The sequence below is a fragment of the Nonomuraea sp. NPDC059007 genome, assembly GCF_042740555.1.
Lineage (GTDB): Bacteria > Actinomycetota > Actinomycetes > Streptosporangiales > Streptosporangiaceae > Nonomuraea.
Map to the genome: position 1 here is coordinate 80674 of NZ_JBHYJD010000034.1, position 17608 is coordinate 98281.

12 protein-coding genes are annotated in these 17608 nt (G+C 72.6%); 9 read left to right on the forward strand and 3 right to left on the reverse strand.

From position 1 onward, the window contains the following. Positions 1 to 2 precede the first annotated feature (2 nt). The 7 genes from ACFWY5_RS40155 (at position 3) to ACFWY5_RS40185 (ending at position 8856) form a co-directional block, all read left to right on the forward strand. A complete protein-coding gene (locus ACFWY5_RS40155) occupies positions 3 to 1325 on the forward strand; it encodes a serine hydrolase domain-containing protein (RefSeq protein ID WP_379637940.1) in 1323 nt (440 codons plus the stop codon). Then, positions 1318 to 2157: a serine hydrolase gene (locus ACFWY5_RS40160; protein ID WP_379616862.1), complete on the forward strand. Its 840-nt coding sequence runs from the start codon at positions 1318 to 1320 to the stop codon at positions 2155 to 2157. The genes ACFWY5_RS40155 and ACFWY5_RS40160 overlap by 8 nt, the downstream gene beginning before the upstream one ends. An 8-nt stretch (positions 2158 to 2165) precedes the next feature. Beyond that, positions 2166 to 3770 (forward strand): PucR family transcriptional regulator, encoded by a 1605-nt coding sequence (locus ACFWY5_RS40165; RefSeq protein ID WP_379616864.1) that lies wholly within the window; start codon positions 2166 to 2168, stop codon positions 3768 to 3770. Between the two features lie 102 nt (positions 3771 to 3872). Next, on the forward strand, positions 3873 to 5447 hold the full coding sequence (locus ACFWY5_RS40170) for an ABC transporter substrate-binding protein (RefSeq protein ID WP_379637942.1): 1575 nt from the start codon (positions 3873 to 3875) through the stop codon (positions 5445 to 5447). Then, positions 5448 to 6374: an ABC transporter permease gene (locus ACFWY5_RS40175; protein ID WP_379616868.1), complete on the forward strand. Its 927-nt coding sequence runs from the start codon at positions 5448 to 5450 to the stop codon at positions 6372 to 6374. Next, on the forward strand, positions 6374 to 8173 hold the full coding sequence (locus ACFWY5_RS40180; RefSeq protein WP_379637943.1) for a dipeptide/oligopeptide/nickel ABC transporter permease/ATP-binding protein: 1800 nt from the start codon (positions 6374 to 6376) through the stop codon (positions 8171 to 8173). The genes ACFWY5_RS40175 and ACFWY5_RS40180 overlap by 1 nt, the downstream gene beginning before the upstream one ends. Next, complete coding sequence (locus ACFWY5_RS40185) at positions 8170 to 8856, forward strand: ABC transporter ATP-binding protein (RefSeq protein ID WP_379637944.1); 687 nt, start codon at positions 8170 to 8172, stop codon at positions 8854 to 8856. The genes ACFWY5_RS40180 and ACFWY5_RS40185 overlap by 4 nt, the downstream gene beginning before the upstream one ends. 42 nt (positions 8857 to 8898) lie before the next feature. Here the strand turns inward: ACFWY5_RS40185 and ACFWY5_RS40190 are convergent, their stop codons facing one another. Both ACFWY5_RS40190 and ACFWY5_RS40195 read right to left on the reverse strand, forming a co-directional pair. Then, a complete protein-coding gene (locus tag ACFWY5_RS40190; RefSeq protein WP_379637945.1) occupies positions 8899 to 10365 on the reverse strand; it encodes an RCC1 domain-containing protein in 1467 nt (488 codons plus the stop codon). A 78-nt stretch (positions 10366 to 10443) separates the two neighbouring features. Beyond that, complete coding sequence (locus ACFWY5_RS40195; protein WP_379637946.1) at positions 10444 to 13827, reverse strand: beta-N-acetylglucosaminidase domain-containing protein; 3384 nt, start codon at positions 13825 to 13827, stop codon at positions 10444 to 10446. 328 nt (positions 13828 to 14155) lie between these two features. Here ACFWY5_RS40195 and ACFWY5_RS40200 point away from each other — a divergent pair, with 328 nt between their 5' ends. Together ACFWY5_RS40200 and menC are read left to right on the forward strand one after the other, a co-directional pair. Further along, the gene (locus tag ACFWY5_RS40200) at positions 14156 to 14920 is read left to right on the forward strand and encodes a GNAT family N-acetyltransferase (RefSeq protein ID WP_379616878.1); all 765 of its coding nucleotides are present in this window, start codon (positions 14156 to 14158) and stop codon (positions 14918 to 14920) included. Further along, positions 14917 to 16017 carry an o-succinylbenzoate synthase gene (menC, locus tag ACFWY5_RS40205; RefSeq protein WP_379637947.1) on the forward strand — a complete coding sequence of 367 codons (1101 nt, stop codon included), beginning with the start codon at positions 14917 to 14919 and terminating at the stop codon, positions 16015 to 16017. The genes ACFWY5_RS40200 and menC overlap by 4 nt, the downstream gene beginning before the upstream one ends. Here the strand turns inward: menC and ACFWY5_RS40210 are convergent. Next, complete coding sequence (locus ACFWY5_RS40210; RefSeq protein WP_379616883.1) at positions 16014 to 17582, reverse strand: Na+/H+ antiporter; 1569 nt, start codon at positions 17580 to 17582, stop codon at positions 16014 to 16016. The genes menC and ACFWY5_RS40210 overlap by 4 nt on opposite strands. Positions 17583 to 17608 lie beyond the last annotated feature (26 nt).

Genomic DNA, 17608 nt, shown 5'->3' on the forward strand with positions numbered 1-17608 from the left:
CCATGGACCTGCAGAAGCGCCTGGACGAGGCGGCGGCCAAGCACGGCGTGCCCGGCGCCGCGATCGCGGTCTGGGCGGGTGGCGAGCTGCACGAGGCCGCCACCGGCGTCGTCAACAAGAACACCGGCGTGGAGACCACGCCCGACAGCGTCTTCCAGGTCGGCTCCACGACCAAGGTGTGGACCGCCGCCCTGATCATGCAGCTCGTCGAGGAGGGCAAGGTCGAGCTCGACCGGCCGGTCACCGACTACCTGCCCGAGTTCGGTCTCGCCTACGAGGCCGAGATCACCGTGCGGCACCTGCTGACGCACACGGGCGGCTTCGACGGCGACCTGTTCGAGGACACCGGCCGCGGCGACGACTGCCTCGACAAGTACCTGACCTACCTGCACGGCACCACCAAGGTGCACGAGCCGGGCGCGCTGTTCTCCTACTGCAACTCGGGGTTCGCGGTGCTCGGCGCGATCGTGGCCAGGGTACGCGGCGTCACCTGGGAGGAGGCGATGGCCGAGCACCTGTTCAAGCCGCTCGGCGCCACCCAGACGGCGCTGTTCGGCGAGGAGGCCGTGCTGTTCCGCGCCTCGGCCGGGCACATCGGCCCCGACCAGGTCGTCTACCCCAAGTGGCAGATGCCGCGCTCCAACGGGCCCGCCGGGTCCACCCTGTGCCTGGCGCCGCGCGAGCTGGTCCGCTTCGGCCGCATGGCGCTGGCCGGCGGGCTGGCCGAGGACGGCACCCGCGTGCTGGCCGAGCAGACCCTGGCCGACATGCGCGCGCCGCAGACCGAGGTGCCGACCGTGCCCGGACTGCTGGCCACCGCCTGGGGCCTGGGCTTCGAGCTGTTCGACTGGGGCGCCTTCGGCCACGACGGCGGCACCCCCGGGCAGAGCACGCTGTGGCGGATCGTGCCGGGCAGCGACGTCGTGCTCGCGATGAGCGCGAACGGCGGCGCCTTCGCCGGCCTCATCGAGGACGTGGTGCTCCCGGTGCTGCGCGAGACGACCGGGATCGACGTGCCGGGGCTGCCGCTTCCCCCCGAGCGGCCCTCGGCCGTGGACGCCGCGCCGTACGCCGGGACGTTCACCGGGCCGGTCCTGTCGCTGGAGGTCACCGGCGCGGACGGCGGCCTGGACATCACCGAGATCCCCGGCGCGTTCATGGCCAGTATGGGCGCGACCCGCAGGACCACCCGGTACGTCCACCTGAGCGACGACCACTTCGTCGCCGAGCAGGCGGACGGCGGGATGCACGCCACGGTCACGTTCGTGATGCGCGACGGCGTCGCCGCCTACCTGCACAACAGCCGGGCGGTCCCGCGTGCGTGAGATCTTCGACGCTGCCGGCGCGGCCGGGTTCGTCCACGCGCGCGAGGTGGACGGCGACGCCGAGGTGGCCTTCGGGGCCGACGACCCCGTGGTGCTGGCCTCGGTGTTCAAGATCCCGATCGTGCTGGAGTACGCCCTGCAGGCGGCGGCCGGCGAGCTGGAGCGCACCGAGCGCCTCATGGTCACCGCGGCCGACAAGGACGGCGGCATCGGCACCTCCGGCTGCGCCGACGACATCTCGCTGACGCTGCGCGACCTGGCGCACTTCATGATGACGATGAGCGACAACGCCGCCACCGACGTGCTGCTGCGCCGGGTGGGGCTGGACCGGGTGCACACCACGCTCAGGTCGCTGGGCCTGTCGCGCACCCGGCTCATCGGCGGCTGCGCGGAGCTGTTCGAGCAGGTCAGGCAGGAGCTGGGCCCGGTGGACCTGGAGAAGCTGACCGGGGAGCGGATCAGGTCACTGGCCATCCGCGACCCGGAACGCACGACCTCCGGCACGCCGCGCGAGATCACCACGCTGCTCAGCCTGATCTGGCGCGACGAGGCCGGCCCTGCCGAGGCCTGCGAGGAGGTGCGGCGCATCATGGGCAACCAGGTGTGGCCGCACCGGCTCAGCTCCGGCTTCGGCGACGAGGTCAAGGTCTCCGGCAAGACCGGCACGCTGTGGGGCGTGCGCAACGAGGTGGGCGTGGTGGAGTTCCCCGACGGCGGGCGCTACGCCGTCGCGGTGTTCCTGCGCACCGTCGGCCTCGGCCTGCGCGACCCCGCGGCCGACGCCGCCATCGGCCGCGCCGCGCGGGTGGCGGTGGACCGGTTGCGGGTCTGATGTCCGAGGTGACGTATGGTGAGCGGGTGATCGACCGCCCGCTCGCCAGCCTCGGTCGTATCCTGCTCGACCTCGGCACCACCGTGATGGGAGTGGCCGCGTCGCCAGGCGACCTCGGCACCGAGGTCACCGGCGTGCACATCTACGACCCGCTCGACGAACTGCTGGTACCGCCGGGCGGCATCCTGCTGGCCGTCGGCGTGCATGCCGCCGGGGACATCCGCGACCTGCTCTACCGGGCCAGGACCGCGGCGGCGATCGTGGTCAAGGTGCCGGTCGAGGTGGACGAGCAGGTACGCGCCGCCGTCCTGGAGACCGGCATCGCCGTACTCGGGCTGACCAGGGCGGCGTCCTGGTCGCAGGTGGCGGCGCTGCTGCGTTCCCTGCTGGCCGAGGGCGACCTCGACGAGCCGGGCGAGGAGCCGCAGGGCGACCTGTTCGCGCTGGCCAACGCGGTCTGCGCGCTCCTGGACGCGCCGGTCACCATCGAGGACCGCTCCTCGCGGGTGCTGGCCTACTCAGGGCGGCAGGACGAGGCCGACCCCGGGCGCGTCGAGACCGTGCTCGGCCTGCAGGTGCCCGAGCGCTTCCAGCGCATGCTGGACGAGCGCGGCTTCTTCAAGCAGCTCTACCAGAGCCGCGAGCCGGTCTACATCGAACTCCACGACGGCACCAGCATCAACAGGACGGCGGTCGCCGTACGGTCGGGCGACGAGATCCTCGGCTCGATCTGGGCTGCGGTGCGCGAACCGCTCAGCGAGCAGCGCCAGCGGGCCTTCGCCGACGCGGCGAAGATCGTCGCGCTGCAGTTGCTGCGCGAGCGCGCCGGGGCCGACACCCAGCGGCGGCTGCGCGCCGACCTGCTGTCGACCGTGCTGGCCGGCGGTGCGGACGCCGCCGAGGCGGCGGGCCGGCTGGGCGTCGCCACCGAACGGCTCTGCGTGCTGGCCGCCCAGCTCACCGACCTGACCGACGCCGACCCCGCGCGCGGGGAGAGCGACCGCCAGCGTTTCTGCGACGCCTTCGCCCTGCACGTGGGCGCCATCCACCCGCGGGCCGCCGCCGCCCTCGTCGGCTCGGTCGCCTACGCCGTGCTGCCGCTCAGCACCGGCGGCGAGGAGGAGGAGCGGGCCGTGCGGGTCGCCCAGAGCTTCCTGTCGCGGGTGGGCCCGCGCTACGAGGCCAACATCGGCGTGGGCCGGCTGGCCGCCAACCTCGCCCAGGTGGCCAGATCGCGTGCCGACGCCGACCGGGCGCTGCGCGTGCTGCGTGCCCGCGGCACCTCCGGGCAGGCCGCCGGCTACACCACGGTTCACTTCGAGTCGCTGCTCATGCAGGTGGCCGACGTCGTGACGGCGGAGGAACAGACGCCCACCGGGCCGTACCAGCGGCTGCTGGAGCACGACGCCGAACACGGCAGCGACCTCGTGGCCACCCTGCGGGCCTATCTCGACGCGTTCGGCGACGTCAACCTGGCCAGCGCGCAGGTCCACGTGCACGCCAACACCTTCCGCTACCGGCTCAAGCGGCTGGTCGAGATCAGCGGTCTCGACCTGGCCGACCCCGACGCCCGGCTCACCGTGATGCTCCAGATGCGGATCTTCGGGCCCTAGGACGAGGGCGGCTGTAGTTTTCGTCACAGGGCACGAAGAACCCGCGCCGGGCAGGGACGAAGGTGGGTGACCAACCCCCCACCCGCTCACACGGAGTCCCGTATGAAGAAAGTCGCGGCGCTCGCCTGCCTGGCCATGTTCGCCTCCGCGTGCGGCGGCGGAACGGCCCAAGCGCCCTCCGGCCGGCCTGTGGCCGGCGGCACCTTCACCTATGCCATCCCCGCCGACCCCGGTGTGCTCGACCCCGCGACGGCCGTCCTGTCGGTGACCAACACCGTGCTGGGCTTCGCCTACGACACGCTGGTCAGCACCGACCGCGACGGGCGGACCGTCCCGGGCCTGGCCGAGAAGTGGGAGGTCAAGCCGGACTCGGTGACCTTCACGATGCGCAAGGACGTCACCTGCTCCGACGGCTCCAAGCTCACCGCCGCCGACGTGGCCCAGAACGTCAACCACATCGCCGACCCGGCCACCAAGTCGCCCGTCTACGGCGTGCTCCTGCCGTCCGGGATGAAGGCCACCGCGGACGACGCGGCCGGGACCGTGACGCTCGCGACGGACAAGCCGTTCGCCTTCATCCTGCAGAGCGCCCGTGACCTGTTCATCGTCTGCGGCAAGGCGGTCAAGGACCGTTCGCTCATCGCCCGCGCCACCTCGGGCAGCGGCCCGTACGTGCTGAGCGAGTCGATGCCCAGCGACCACTACACCTTCACCCGCCGCAAGGACTACAAATGGGCGCCCGGCGGCGCGAGCACCGAGGGTATGCCCGACAAGGTCGTGCTGAAGATCGTGCCGAACGAGCAGACCTCGGCCAACCTGCTGATCTCCGGCGGCCTCAACGCCGCCGTCTTCTTCGGCGCCGACCGCACCCGCCTGGAGGCCACGCCCGGCCTGCTCAAGAAGACCCCGATGGCGGGCAACGGCCAGTTCTTCTACCACCAGGGCGAGGACCGGCCCACCAAGGACCCGGCCGTACGCAAGGCCCTCACCCAGGCGCTCAACCTGAAGGAGCTGGCCGGGATCGCCTCCAGCGGCACCGGCAGGCCCGCCACCGGCCTGGTCATGGAGCCCCGCCCGTGCAAGGGCGACACCGTCACCGGCCACGTGCCCGCCTTCGACGCCGCCGCGGCCGCCGCGGGGCTGGACGCCGCCGGCTGGAAGCCCGGTCCCGACGGCGTCCGGGTCAAGGACGGCAAGCGGCTGACGCTGCGCTACCTCTACGGCACCACCAGGGGCGCCGGCGTCCAGGCGGCCGCCGAGTACGTGGCCGCTGCCTGGAAGAGCGCCGGCGCCGAGGTCAAGCTCAACGGCGTGCTGGACACCAAGATGTCGGAGTCACTCAACGCCACCCAGGACTGGGACGTGGTCTGGCTGCCCATCGGCGTCTCCCTGCCCTCGCAGCTCGAAGGCTTCCTGTCCGGCCCGGCCGCGCCCAAGGGCGCCAACTTCGCCCATCTGGACAACGCCCGCTACTCCGAGCTGATCGCCCAGGCCAAGCTCAAGCCGGGCGAGGAGGGCTGCAAGCTCTGGCTGGAGGCCGAGTCCGCGCTGTTCGGCAACTCCGACATGGTCCCGGTCACCGAGAACACCGTGCTCGTGGCCGGCAAGGGCGCGACGTTCGACCTGGTCTCCACGGTCCTCATCCCCACGTCCATCCGCCTGACCGAAGGAGGCTGAGTGCTGCGGCATCTGGTGCGCTTCATCGTGTCGCTGGGGGTGCTGCTGGTGGCGTCGTTCGCGATGATCCACCTCATCCCCGGCGACCCGGTGCGCGCCTCGCTGGGCCCCGCCGCGCCGATCGAGCTGGTTCAGGCCAGGACGGCCGCGCTCGGGCTTGACCGCCCCCTGCTGGAGCAGTTCACCACCTACGTGGCGAACCTGTTCTCCGGCAACATGGGCGTCTCGTTCCTGACCGGCGAGCCCGTCGGACAGGTGATCCTCACCCGGCTGCCCAACACGCTCGGGCTGGCCCTGCTGGCCACCGTCGTGGCGATGCTGGCGGCCGTGCCGATCGGCATGTGGGCGGCGATCAGGACCGAGAACGGCCGCAACCGCGGCACCGAGGCCACCTTCACCTCGGTGACCGGCACCGCGGTGGCCGTTCCCGAGTTCCTCTACGCCATCGGCCTGGTCACCGTCTTCGCCATCGGCCTCGGGCTGTTCCCGCCCGCGGGCAAGTCGGGGCCCGCCTCGTACGTGCTGCCCATCCTCGCGCTCGCGATCGGGCCGATCGCGATGATCTCCCGCATCTCCCGCGTGGAGACGCTGCGCGAGCTCGGCACCGACTACGTACGGCTGGCCCGTGCCAAACGCCTGCCCGCGGCCCGCCTCTACCTGCGCCACGTGCTGCCGAACACGCTGACCGCCACCCTCACCATCGGCGGCCTGCTGCTCACCGCGCTGATCGCGGGCAGCGTCCTGGTGGAGTACGTCTTCGCCTGGCCCGGCCTCGGCCTGAAGATCGTCGAGTCGATCACCCAGAAGGACTATCCCGTGGCCCAGGGCGTGATCCTCGTCTACGGCGCCATCGTCCTGGTCGTCAACTTCGCCGTCGACCTGCTCCTCGGCAAGCTCGACCCGACCTCCTCCATCAAGGAGACCTGATGCCACGCACTCCCGCCGCCGTCGTCTCGGCGGTGCTGGTCACCCTCATGGTGGTGCTGGCGATCATCGGCCCGCCGATCTGGGGCGAGGCCGCGGAGAAGATCGACGCCGGCGCCATCCTGCAGGGCGCCTCGGCCGCCCATCCGCTGGGCACCGACAACCTGGGCCGCGACCTGCTGGCCCGCGTGCTCGTGGCCGGCCGCTACTCGCTGGCGCTGGCCCTGGCCGCCACGCTCATCGGGGCCGTCATCGGCATCGTGCTCGGCGCGCTGCCGTCGGTGCTGCCGCGGCGCGGCGCCCGCCTGGTCACCGGCACCGTCAACGCGCTGGTCGCCTTCCCCGGACTGCTGCTGGCGATGTTCACCGCGGTCGTGTCCGGCATGGGGGCGCGCGGCGCCGTCCTCGGCATCGGCGTGGCCATCGCGCCCAGCTTCGCCCGGCTCACCCAGACGCTGGCCGCCTCCGTCGCCGGGGCCGACTACGTGCTGGCCGCCCGCATGCTCGGCGTCCCGCGCCGGCGCGTGCTGGGCCGGCACGTGCTGCCCAACATCGCCGAACCGCTCATCCTCAACCTCGCCCAGGCGCTCGGCGGCGCGCTGCTGGGGCTGGCCGGCATGTCGTTCCTGGGCCTCGGCGTGCAGCCGCCGGACTTCGACTGGGGGCGGCTGCTGTTCGACGGCTTCGCCCGCATCTACGTCACGCCGGAGGTGGCGATCGGGCCCGCGGTGGCGGTCGCGCTGGCCGGCATCGGGTTCAACCTGCTCGGCGACACGCTGGCCAAGCGGGCTTCGCGCACCGCCGTACCGGCGAGGAAGGAAGAGCTCGCCGCGCCGGAGCCGGCGGGCGCGCCCGATCCGCGGGCCGTGCTGGAGGTGCGGGACCTGACCGTCACCTTCCCCGGCGGCGTCACGCCCGTGCGGAGCCTGTCGCTGACGGTACGGCCCGGCGAGATCGTCGGCATCGTCGGCGAGTCCGGCAGCGGCAAGAGCCTGACCGCGGCGGCGATCGGCGGCCTGGTGCCCTATCCGGGCACGGTCACGCACGCCGCGCTGCGCCTGGACGGCCGGGAGGTCGCCGAGCTCAGCCAGAAGGAGCTCGGCACGAGCCTGGCCATGGTCTTCCAGGACCCGATGGCCTCGCTCAACCCGGCGCTGCGCGTGGGCGGGCAGCTGGCCGAGGTGGCGATCGTGCACCAGGGCGCCACCCGCGCCGAGGCCGCCCGGCGGGCCGTGGACCGGCTCGGTCACGTGCACCTGCCGGAGCCGGAGAAGCAGGCCAGGCGGCATCCGCACGAGCTGTCGGGCGGCATGCGGCAGCGCGCGGTGATCGCGATGGGGCTCATGGGCTCGCCCAAGCTGATCATCGCCGACGAGCCGACGACCGCGCTGGACGTCACCGTGCAGCGGCAGATCCTCAAGCTCCTGCGCGAGGTGGTCGACGAGAGCGGGGCGGCGGCGCTGTTCATCTCGCACGACATCGCGGTCGTGGGGGAGCTGTGCGACCGGGTCGTGGTCATGTACGCGGGGCGGGTGGTGGAGGAACTGCCCGTGTCGGCGCTGGCCAAGGGGGCGGCGCATCCGTACACCAAGGCCCTGGTGGACTCGCTGCCCGACATGGAGACCGACCGCTCGCTGCCGCTGGCCAGCATCCCCGGCACGCAGCCGGCGCCCGCAATGGTGGGGGCGGGGTGCGCGTTCGCGGGACGGTGCGCGCTGGCGACCGATCGCTGCTCGACGTCGTTGCCGCCGGTCACCGAGTACGGCATCGCGCACACGGTGGCCTGCTGGGAGGTTTCATGAAATTTACTGACGTGACGGTGCGATTCGGATCGTTCACCGCGGTCGACTCCGTCAGCCTGGAGGTGCCGCCCGGCGGCATCGTCGGGCTGGTGGGAGAGTCGGGCTCCGGCAAGTCGTCGCTGGCCAAGGCGGTCAGCGGCCTCGTACGGTACTCCGGGGAGATCACCGGCGCCTCCCGGGTGCAGATGGTCTTCCAGGACCCCTACGCCTCACTCGACCCGCGCATGAAGGTCGGCGAGTCGGTGGCCGAGGGCCTGCTGGAGCTGCCCAGGGCCGCCCGCCCCGACGAGGTGACCCGCCTGCTCGGCCTCGTCTCCCTGCCCGCGGAGCTCGCCTCCCGCTACCCGCGGGAGCTGTCGGGCGGGATGCGCCAGCGCGTCGCCATCGCCCGCGCGCTCGGCGCCCGCCCCGACCTGCTGGTCGCCGACGAGATCACCAGCGCCCTGGACGTCTCCGTCCAGGGCTCCGTGCTCAACCTCATCCGCTCCCTGCGCGACACCCTGGGGTTGTCGATCCTGTTCATCTCGCACAACCTCGCGGTGGTCCGCTACGTCTGCGACACGGTGGCGGTCATGCACCGGGGCCGCATCGTCGAGCACGGCCCGACCGAGGCCGTGGTCGGCCGGCCCGCGCACGACTACACCCGCACGCTGCTGGAGGCCGTGCCCCGCCTGCAGCGCTGAAGCCGCTCCGGCGGCGGGCAGGCGCCGCCGGAGCTTCACCGGTCAGCCGCTGGCCACCAGGATGAAGGCCGCCTGTTCGGTGGGCACGCCGGGAGCGCTGCCCCGGATCCCGATGAGGATCTTGCGCGGCGGGGTGAAGATGACGTCGCCCGTGCCCGCGATGGTCAGCTCGGCGATCTCACCGGGGCCCAGCGTCTCCGACGTGAGGGTGAAGTCCAGGCCGGCGATCAGGCCGGACAGCGACAGGGAGACCGTGGGGGAGAAGCCGTTGCGCGGCACGTTCTCGATGGTCATCGTGATCGAGGTGCCGGAACCGACGGTTCCGCTGCCAGAGGTCACCTTGAGGGTGAACTGCGGGATCTTCTGGACGGCGAGCGCGAACTGGCCGCCCGCCGCGACCTGGCGGACGTCGACCAGCCCCGTGACCAGTCCCGGAACCGGCCGCGAGGTCAGCGTGCCGTCGCCGAGCTGGCCGCTGTGGTTGGCGCCCCACGCCACCACCCGCCCGTCGGCGCGGACCGCGGCCCCGAACGTGTCACCGGCGGAGATCTGCGACACCGGCCCTGCCTGGGCACGGATCGGCAGCAGCCGGTCGGTGAACGTGCCGTCGCCGAGCTGGCCACTGGTGTTCGAGCCCCACCCGAAGACGGCGCCGTTCACCCCGCGGGCCAGGGCGTAGAAGAACCCGGCCGAGACCTCCGCGATGGGCGGGAGCCCTCCCACCTCCTGGGCGGTGATCCGCGTCTGGAAGGTGCCGTCGCCGAGCTGGCCGTGGTTGTTGTTGCCCCAGGCGAACACCCGGCCGTCCGAGCGCAGCGCCAGGTTGTGCTCGGGTCCGACCGAGACGCCGCGGACCTGCGTCAGGCCGAGCACCGGCACCGGGGTGGGCCGGTTGGTCGTGGTGCCGTCGCCGAGCTTGCCGGACAGGTTCCTGCCCCAGGAACGCACGGTGCCGTCGCCGAGCACCGCCAGGGTGTGGTCCATCCCGGCGGCCACGGAGACGGCCCTGGGCAGCCCCGCGACCCTGGCGGGGGCCGGGCGGTCCTGCGTGGTGCCGTCGCCGAGCTGGCCGCCGAAGTTGTCGCCCCACGTCCACACGCCGCCGTCGGCGGTGACCGCGACGCTGTGCCCGGACCCCGCGCTGATGCCGACCACGTCCGTGAGGCCGGGCACCTGGACCGGGTTCGGCCGGTTGGTCGTGGTGCCGTCGCCGAGCTGGCCGTTTCCGTTGAGGCCCCACGCCCACAGGGTGCCGTCACCGGCGACGGCCAGGGCGTGCGCCGAGCCCGCCGCGACCTTGGCGAAGCGCAGCTCCATCCGGTTCACCACGCCGGCCGTGGTCCTGCGGTCCGGGATGAGGGAGCCGATGCCCTGCTGCCCCGTGTGGTTGTCTCCCCATGAGACCGCGTGCACGGGCGGGTCCGCCTGTGCCGCGGCCCGGTGGGAGGGAACGGCCAGGGCCGCCCCGGCGACGGCCAGCGCCGCCGCCCAGGTCTTCCATCGTGACACCACGCCTGCTCCTCTCACTGATTTCGTGCTTCACAGCGAAGGGGCGTGACATCCCGTTCCACGGCCGTTCCATCGGGGTCAGGCGGCCGCCCTGACCTCCACCTCCCAGAGCGAGTAGCCGAAGTCGGTGGCCCGCCGTACCCCTTGGACGCGCAGGTGGCGGGTGACGTTGGGCCGGTCGATCCAGAGCGTGTCCACGCCGCCGTCGCCCGCGCTGACCTCGGCCAGCGGGGTCCAGGCGGCGCCGTCGGTGGAGGACTCGACGCGGTAGGCGGCGCCGTACGCGGTCTCCCAGCGCAGCACCACCTGGCCGGCGTCCACGGCGGTACCGAGGTCCACCTGGAGCCACTCGCCGTCCGCGGGCGGCGACGACCAGCGGGTGGCGGGGTCGCCGTCGACCGCCTTGCCCGGCTCGAACGTGGTGCCGCCCTCGACGCCGGAGGCCGTGGCGGTCCTGCCCCTGGCCAGGTTCTCCGTCCCGACGGGCCGGTGGGCGGTGACCTCGACCTTGGTCGTCACACCGGCGAAGGAGATCTCCAGCGTGCCCGAGCCCGACGGCGTGAACACGACCGGCACCGTCAGCAGCCCGCCGCGCGGCAGCGTCAGCCGCCGGTCGGCGGGCAGCTTCCATCCCCGCGGGCCGCGGACGGCCAGCGTGCCGCCCACGTCGGCCGCCCGCTCGCCGCTGACGCTCAGCGTCGTCGTCGCCTCGGCACCCGCCGCGCTCTCCAGCGCCGCCGGGTCGGCCGCCAGGATCACGCCGGGCACGTCCGCGTAGCGCGGGACGATCTCGGCGACGCTCGGCGCCGCGCCGCCGGGCGTCCAGGCCAGCCGTACCGCGTCCGCGGTGGTGTCCGCGAGATCGATCTCCGTGTACGGCCCCGCCAGCCGCCCGATCGTCCGCCACTGCCCACCTGCTCTGACCTGCACCGACGCCTGCCCGGTACCCACAACGGCGACCCGGTCGAGCACCCTGGGCCGCGACAGCGCCGCCTCCAGCGCGTCACCGGCGGCGGGCGCGGCCGAGGCGGTCCAGGCGGTGGCGAGGTTGCCGTCCGCGGCGGCGGCCAGGCCGGTGCCCGCCGGAGTGCCGGTGACCGTGATGCGGGTACGGTCGTCGTCCGGCGTCGACACCTGGAACTCGCGCACGACCAGCCAGTTGGCGTTGGCGCCCGTGGCGCGGTAGCGGACGTAGCGGGCGCGGGTGCCGTCCGGGGCGGTGGCCTTCACCTCGGCCGTGGTAGCGGTGGCCAGCGGCGTCCAGGCGGCGCCGTCCGGGGAGTGCTCCAGGACGCCGGCGCGGATGTAGTCGTCAGGGCTGCCCTGCTTGCCCATGAGGACCGCGACCTCGCCGATGGACCGTACGGAGCCGAGGTCGAGGGTGACGGCGTCGCCGGGGCCGGGGGCGTTGTTGCTCCAGTAGAAGGTGGCCGGGTCGCGGTCGGTCATGCGGTCCGGGGTGTTGTCCGCGTAGGTGCCGAGGGTGCTGGAGGCGGACGGGCGCTCGTCGGCCACGCCGATCCAGCGGTCGAGCTCCTTCAGCGCGTCCTCGACGAAGCGGTCCATCACGCCGTCGCCGACGCGGGGGAAGGTGCCGGCGTGCGGCTGGCGCGGGTCGCGGATGGCCTTGGCCCGCGTGACCAGGTCGAGCGCCTCCTGCCTGGCGCGCACCGCCGTACGTCCGTCGTCGCGGCGGACGGCGTCGAGCACGTCGAGGGCCTTGAGCACCGCGCGCGACCAGAGCCGGGCGGCTTCCAGCCACGACCCGGCCTCCTCCAGGAAGGCCCGGTCGGCGACGCCGCGCTCGATCACGCCGGGCGCGGCCAGCAGCCGCTGCGCGTGCTCCCGCAGGGCGTCCCTGGCACTCGCGGCGGCTTCCGCGCGCTCGCCGGCTTCATCGGGTTTGGCGGGGGTCTGGGCGTTGTGTGAGGATCGGTCGCCGGCTCGCCAGGCGGGCCAGAAGCGGGCGATCTCGGCGGCCAGTGCGGGCGCCTGCCTGTGGTGGACGGTGCCGTCGTAGGTGTTGAGGTCGGCGAAGTCGCGCAGCGCCCGCACGACCTGCGGCGAGCCGCCCGCCACCTCGTCCAGCGCGCGCAGCCACGAGGCCTGCGCGTCGTAGACCGGGTCGTTCCACCCGAAGTCGGCGAAGGAGTACAGGGCGATCTCGCTGACCGCCGCCTGGTTCATCGGGTTGGAGATGATGCCGGCCAGGTGTTCCGACAGGCCGGGCTCGCGCCCGGCGTAGTCGGCGATCTGGAGTCTGCCCGGGTTGTAGTCGTTGACCGGGTAGTTGTCCCAGATCAGGATCTCGTGGCCGAAGACACGCCTCGCCTCGGCGGCGTGGGCCTTGGTGATGGTGGCCGGGATGACGCCGAGGCCGGTCCAGTGCACGACGACGTCCTTGCCGAGGACCTCCCTGATGGCCTTCTTGTAGGGCGTCTCCCTGGCGTCGTAGTACTCGGTCGGCACCATCTGGACCGGCGCGACGTCGCCCTTCGAGCGCGCCCACGCCTGGGCGGCGTTGACCAGGTCGCTCTGGGCCCGTCCCGCGCCCGCGCCGCCGGGCGGGCCGTATTTCGCCTGGTCGCCGGCGCAGTTCCACCGGCCGGCGTCGATGTCGTCGAGCGCGACGTTGAAGGCGCGCGCGCCGAGCCCGTAGATCGCCTCGAACTTGGCCAGCAGCTTGGCCACGTCCGCCTGGTCGGTGTAGCAGACGGACAGGCCGGGCGAGAGGGCGAAGGTGAAGTCGACGTGGTTCCGGCGGGCGTGGGTGACGAGCTCGCCGAGCTGGGCGAGCTTGTCCTGTGGGTACGGCTCGCGCCACCGGTCCCGGTGGTAGGGGTCGTCCTTGGGCGCGTACTCGTAGGTGTTCATCTTGTGGGCGCCCAGGTAGTCCAGGTGGCTCACCCGGTCCTGGTGGGACCACGGCGTGCCGTAGAAGCCCTCGATGGAGCCGCGGTAGCGCATCGACGGCCAGTCGCGGACCTCCACGCCGGGCATCCGGTCGCGGCCGTGGCGGCTCTGGACGAGCTGGCGCAGCGAAAGGGCGGCGTAGTAGGTGCCGTCGGCGTCCACGCCGTCCAGGACGATGTCGCCGCGCCCGGCGGCCAGGACGTAGCCCTCGGCGGGCAGGCCGTCGGCGTTCTTGACGCCGAGCCTGGTCAGGCGGGCGTCGCCGTCCCCGAGCCAGACGGTCACGGGGGTGCGGGGGTCGGTCCCGTCGGTGGTGGTCACCCGCTTGACGCCGGCGTCGGCGAGGACCTTCCTGACGACGGCCTCGGCGTGGGGGTCGCTCTCGCTGGTACGGACCAGTCCCACGACGGACGGGATCGGGAAGCCGTCGGAGCGGGGCTTCAGCTGCTGGGCCACGGGGGCGAGCCGGAGGGTGCCGGCCGCGGCGGGAGCGGCGATGAGCAGGGGAGTCGCGAGGAGGGCGGTGGCTAAAAGACGGTTCAGGTGCACACTGTCTCCTAGACGAGAAGGTGCCACCATAGGATCATCCTCCCCGCAACTGGTCAATACCAGTACAAGTCACGAAATATCCCTGGTACGGACCAGGCGGGCTCTCCGGCCCGCCCCGAGCCGGAGGGTGGAACGCCCGCTTATGAGACCCGACCTGGTCGTCCGCCCCGGCGCGGTACGGACCGCGCCGTACCCGCCGCCCCGACGAAGATCGGGCCATTGGGCACGCGCACCAAGGGTGCGGGGGTGCTTGGTGGGCTGGCACGAATCGACGCGTCCTCACGATGGTTTACCGTCGCCGTGACAACGGACGACTCGGAGGGCATGCGTGATCGCGATCAGGGAGCTTCACGAGATCGCGGACCTGGAAGAGGTCCACGCGCTGTTCGGTGATATCTGGCATTTCGACCCGGGCGGCGAGCCGATCTCGGTCGAGCTGATGCGGGCCTTCTCGCACGCCGGCAACTACATCACCGGCGCATACGACGGAGCCACACTGGTGGGCGCGTCGGTGGGCTTCATGGCGGTCGGCGGCGTACTGCACTCGCACATCACCGGTGCGGCCGTCGGGCGCGGCATAGGGTTCGAGCTCAAGATGCACCAGCGCCGCTGGGCACTGGAGCGCGGGCTGACGCGCATCTCCTGGACCTACGACCCCCTGGTGCGCCGCAACGCGCACTTCAACCTCGCCAAGCTGGGGGCCAGGCCGCACGAGTACCTGCCCAGCTTCTACGGGGTCATGGGCGATGCGATCAACCAGGGCGACGAGTCCGATCGGGTGCTCGCCGTCTGGGACCTGACCGCGCCGCACGTCGAGGCGGCGGTACGGCGGGAGCCGTACACGCCGGACATCCCCACGGGAACGGTGATCGCCCTGCGCAACGAGGGCGGCAGGCCGGTGCCCGGTGACATGGACGCGCCGGTCGTGCTGGTGGCGATCCCCGCCGATGTGGAGGGGTTGCGCGGCGTTGATCCGGGAACGGCCAAGGCGTGGCGGCATGCCGTACGCGACGTGCTGGGCGGCATGCTGGCCGAAGGCCGCAAGGTCACTGGATTTCATGACAAGAAGTACTACGTAGTGGAGAAGGCGTGAAAATCACAGGAGTAGAGCTGCGCAGGATCGCGATGCCCTTGGTGGCGCCGTTCCGCACCTCGTTCGGCACCGAGACCTCGCGCGACGTGCTGCTCGTGCGCGTGGTGACACCGGACGCCGAGGGGTGGGGCGAGTGCGTGGCCATGTCGGAGCCGCTCTACTCCTCCGAGTTCGTCGACGGCGCGGCCGAGGTGATCAAGCGGTTCCTGCTGCCGTCGCTGCCCGCCGAGGTCGACGCGTACGGCGTGGGCCGCGCCCTGGAGCCGATCAAGGGCCACCGGATGGCCAAGGCGGCCGTGGAGACCGCGGTGCTGGACGCCCAGCTGCGCGCGGCCGGCGAGTCGTTCGGCCGCTTCCTGGGCGCCGAACGTGACCGGGTGCCCTGCGGCGTCTCCGTCGGCATCATGGACTCCATCCCCGAACTGCTGGAGGCCGTCGGCGGCTACCTGGACGAAGGCTACGTCCGGATCAAGCTGAAGATCGAACCCGGCTGGGACGTCGAGCCGGTGCGCGCGGTGCGCGAGCGCTTCGGCGACGACGTGCTCCTGCAGGTCGACGCCAACGCCGCCTACACACTCGTGGACGCCCGCCAGCTCGCCAAACTGGACGACTTCGAGCTGCTGCTCATCGAGCAGCCGCTGGCCAACGACGACTTCGTCCAGCACGCCCAGCTCGCCAAGCAGCTGAGGACCCCGATCTGCCTCGACGAGTCCATCGAGTCGGCCGAGCACGCGGCGGCCGCGATCGCGCTGGGCTCCTGCTCCATCGTCAACATCAAGCCCGGCCGCATCGGCGGCTACCTGGAGGCCCGCCGCATCCACGACCTGTGCCGGGCGCACGGGGTCGCGGTGTGGTGCGGCGGCATGCTGGAGACCGGCCTCGGCCGGGCCGCCAACGTGGCGCTCGCCGCGCTGCCCGGCTTCACGCTGCCCGGCGACACCTCGGGCTCGCGCCGCTACTACGCGACCGACATCACCGAGCCGTTCGAGCTGCGCGACGGCCACCTGGACGTCCCCGCGGGACCCGGGCTCGGCGTCGAGCCGATCCAGGCGATACTCGACGAGGTCACCACGTCCACCGAGTGGATCACGCTCTAGCCCAGATTCCGCAGGTCGAGCTGGCGCAGCACGCGTGAGATGACCTGCGGGTCGGCGTCCGGGTCGCGGCGCGCGTCCAGGACGGCGCGCCGGGCCGCCGACATCATCTCGTCGTTGACCCGGCGCACCACCCTGAAACGTTCGAGGCGCTGGCCGAACGCCTCGCGGCGTTCCTCGTCGGCCAGCTCGGGGCTGATCCGTACCGCGATGTCGGACAGGCGGCGGCCGAGAATCTCCACCATGTCGTCGGGCACCTGCTCGGTGTCGACGAGCTCCCTCAGCCGCTGCTTCGCCGCGCCCGCGGCCTGCTTGGCGAGCCTGCGCTCGAAGGCGCGTTCCGCCTCGGTGTCGGAGGTGACGCCGAGCAGGCGTACCACCCAGGGCAGGGTCAGGCCCTGCACCAGCAGCGTGGCGAGGATGACCGCGAACGCGACGAAGACCAGCACGTCGCGCTGCGGCACCTCCAGCGGGATGGCCAGCGCGAGCGCCACCGAGGCCACGCCGCGCATGCCCGCCCACCACATCACGACCGTCTCGCGCCAGCTCATCGGCGTCTCGGAGTCGTCGCCGCGCAACTGGTGCAGCCGCCTGGCCAGCGAGGCGGTCGGCAGCAGCCACAGCAGCCGGACCCCCACGACCACGGCGACCACGATCAGGCTCCACACCATCACCTCGCCGAACCTGCTGGTCACGGTGCCGAGCACGTTGTGCAGCTCCAGCCCGATCAGCCCGAACGCCACCCCGGTCACCAGCGTGTCCACGACCTGCCAGAAGGCGGCGCCGGTGAGCCGGCCGATCGAGTCGTCGGCGTCGCTGGTCTTCTCGCGCAGGTAGAAGGCGGTGGTCAGCACCGCCAGCACGCCGGAGCCGAGCAACTGGTCGGCCAGCACGTAGCTGGCGTACGGCACCAGCACCGACAGCCCGATCTGCAACGTGGGGTCGCCGAGCAGGCTGTCCAGCCGGGCCGCCACCCACCCCACCCCGAACCCGACCACGACCGCCACCACCGCCGACAACACCAGCTCGCCCGCCGCGACCGGCCACGAGAAGCTGCCGGTGAGGGCCGCGGCGATCGCCACGTGGTAGAGCACGATGGCCGTCACGTCGTTGAACAGCCCCTCGCCCTCCAGCAGCGACACCAGCCGCCTGGGCAGCCCGAGCGAGCCCGCGACGCTGGTGGCCGCGACCGGGTCCGGCGGGGCGACCAGCGCGCCCAGCGCCGCCGCCGCGGCCAGCGACAGGCCGGGCACCAGCGCGTGCGCCACCCCCGCGACCGCCGCCGTGGTCACGAACACCAGCGCCACGGCCAGCAGGAAGATGGGCCGCCAGTTGGCCGCGAACTGCCGCCACGAGGTACGGCTGGCCGCCGCGTACAGCAGCGGAGGCAGCAGGGCCGGCAGCACGAGCTCCGGCGGGATGTCCACGTTCGGCACGAACGGCAGCACCGCCAGCACGATGCCGTACAACGTCATGAGCACCGGTGCCGGCAGCCCCAGCCGGTCGCCGAGCGGCACCGTGACCAGCGCCCCGAGCAGCACGAGCATGAGCAGCACGAACTGGCCCACGACACCCCCCGATGATCGTCGTCAAC

Coding starts and splice junctions, on each gene's coding strand:
- ACFWY5_RS40155 (WP_379637940.1), top strand. CDS start 3: ATGGACCTGCAGAAGCGCCTGGACGAGGCGGCGGCCAAGCACGGCGTG.
- ACFWY5_RS40170 (WP_379637942.1), top strand. CDS start 3,873: ATGAAGAAAGTCGCGGCGCTCGCCTGCCTGGCCATGTTCGCCTCCGCG.
- ACFWY5_RS40180 (WP_379637943.1), top strand. CDS start 6,374: ATGCCACGCACTCCCGCCGCCGTCGTCTCGGCGGTGCTGGTCACCCTC.
- ACFWY5_RS40185 (WP_379637944.1), top strand. CDS start 8,170: ATGAAATTTACTGACGTGACGGTGCGATTCGGATCGTTCACCGCGGTC.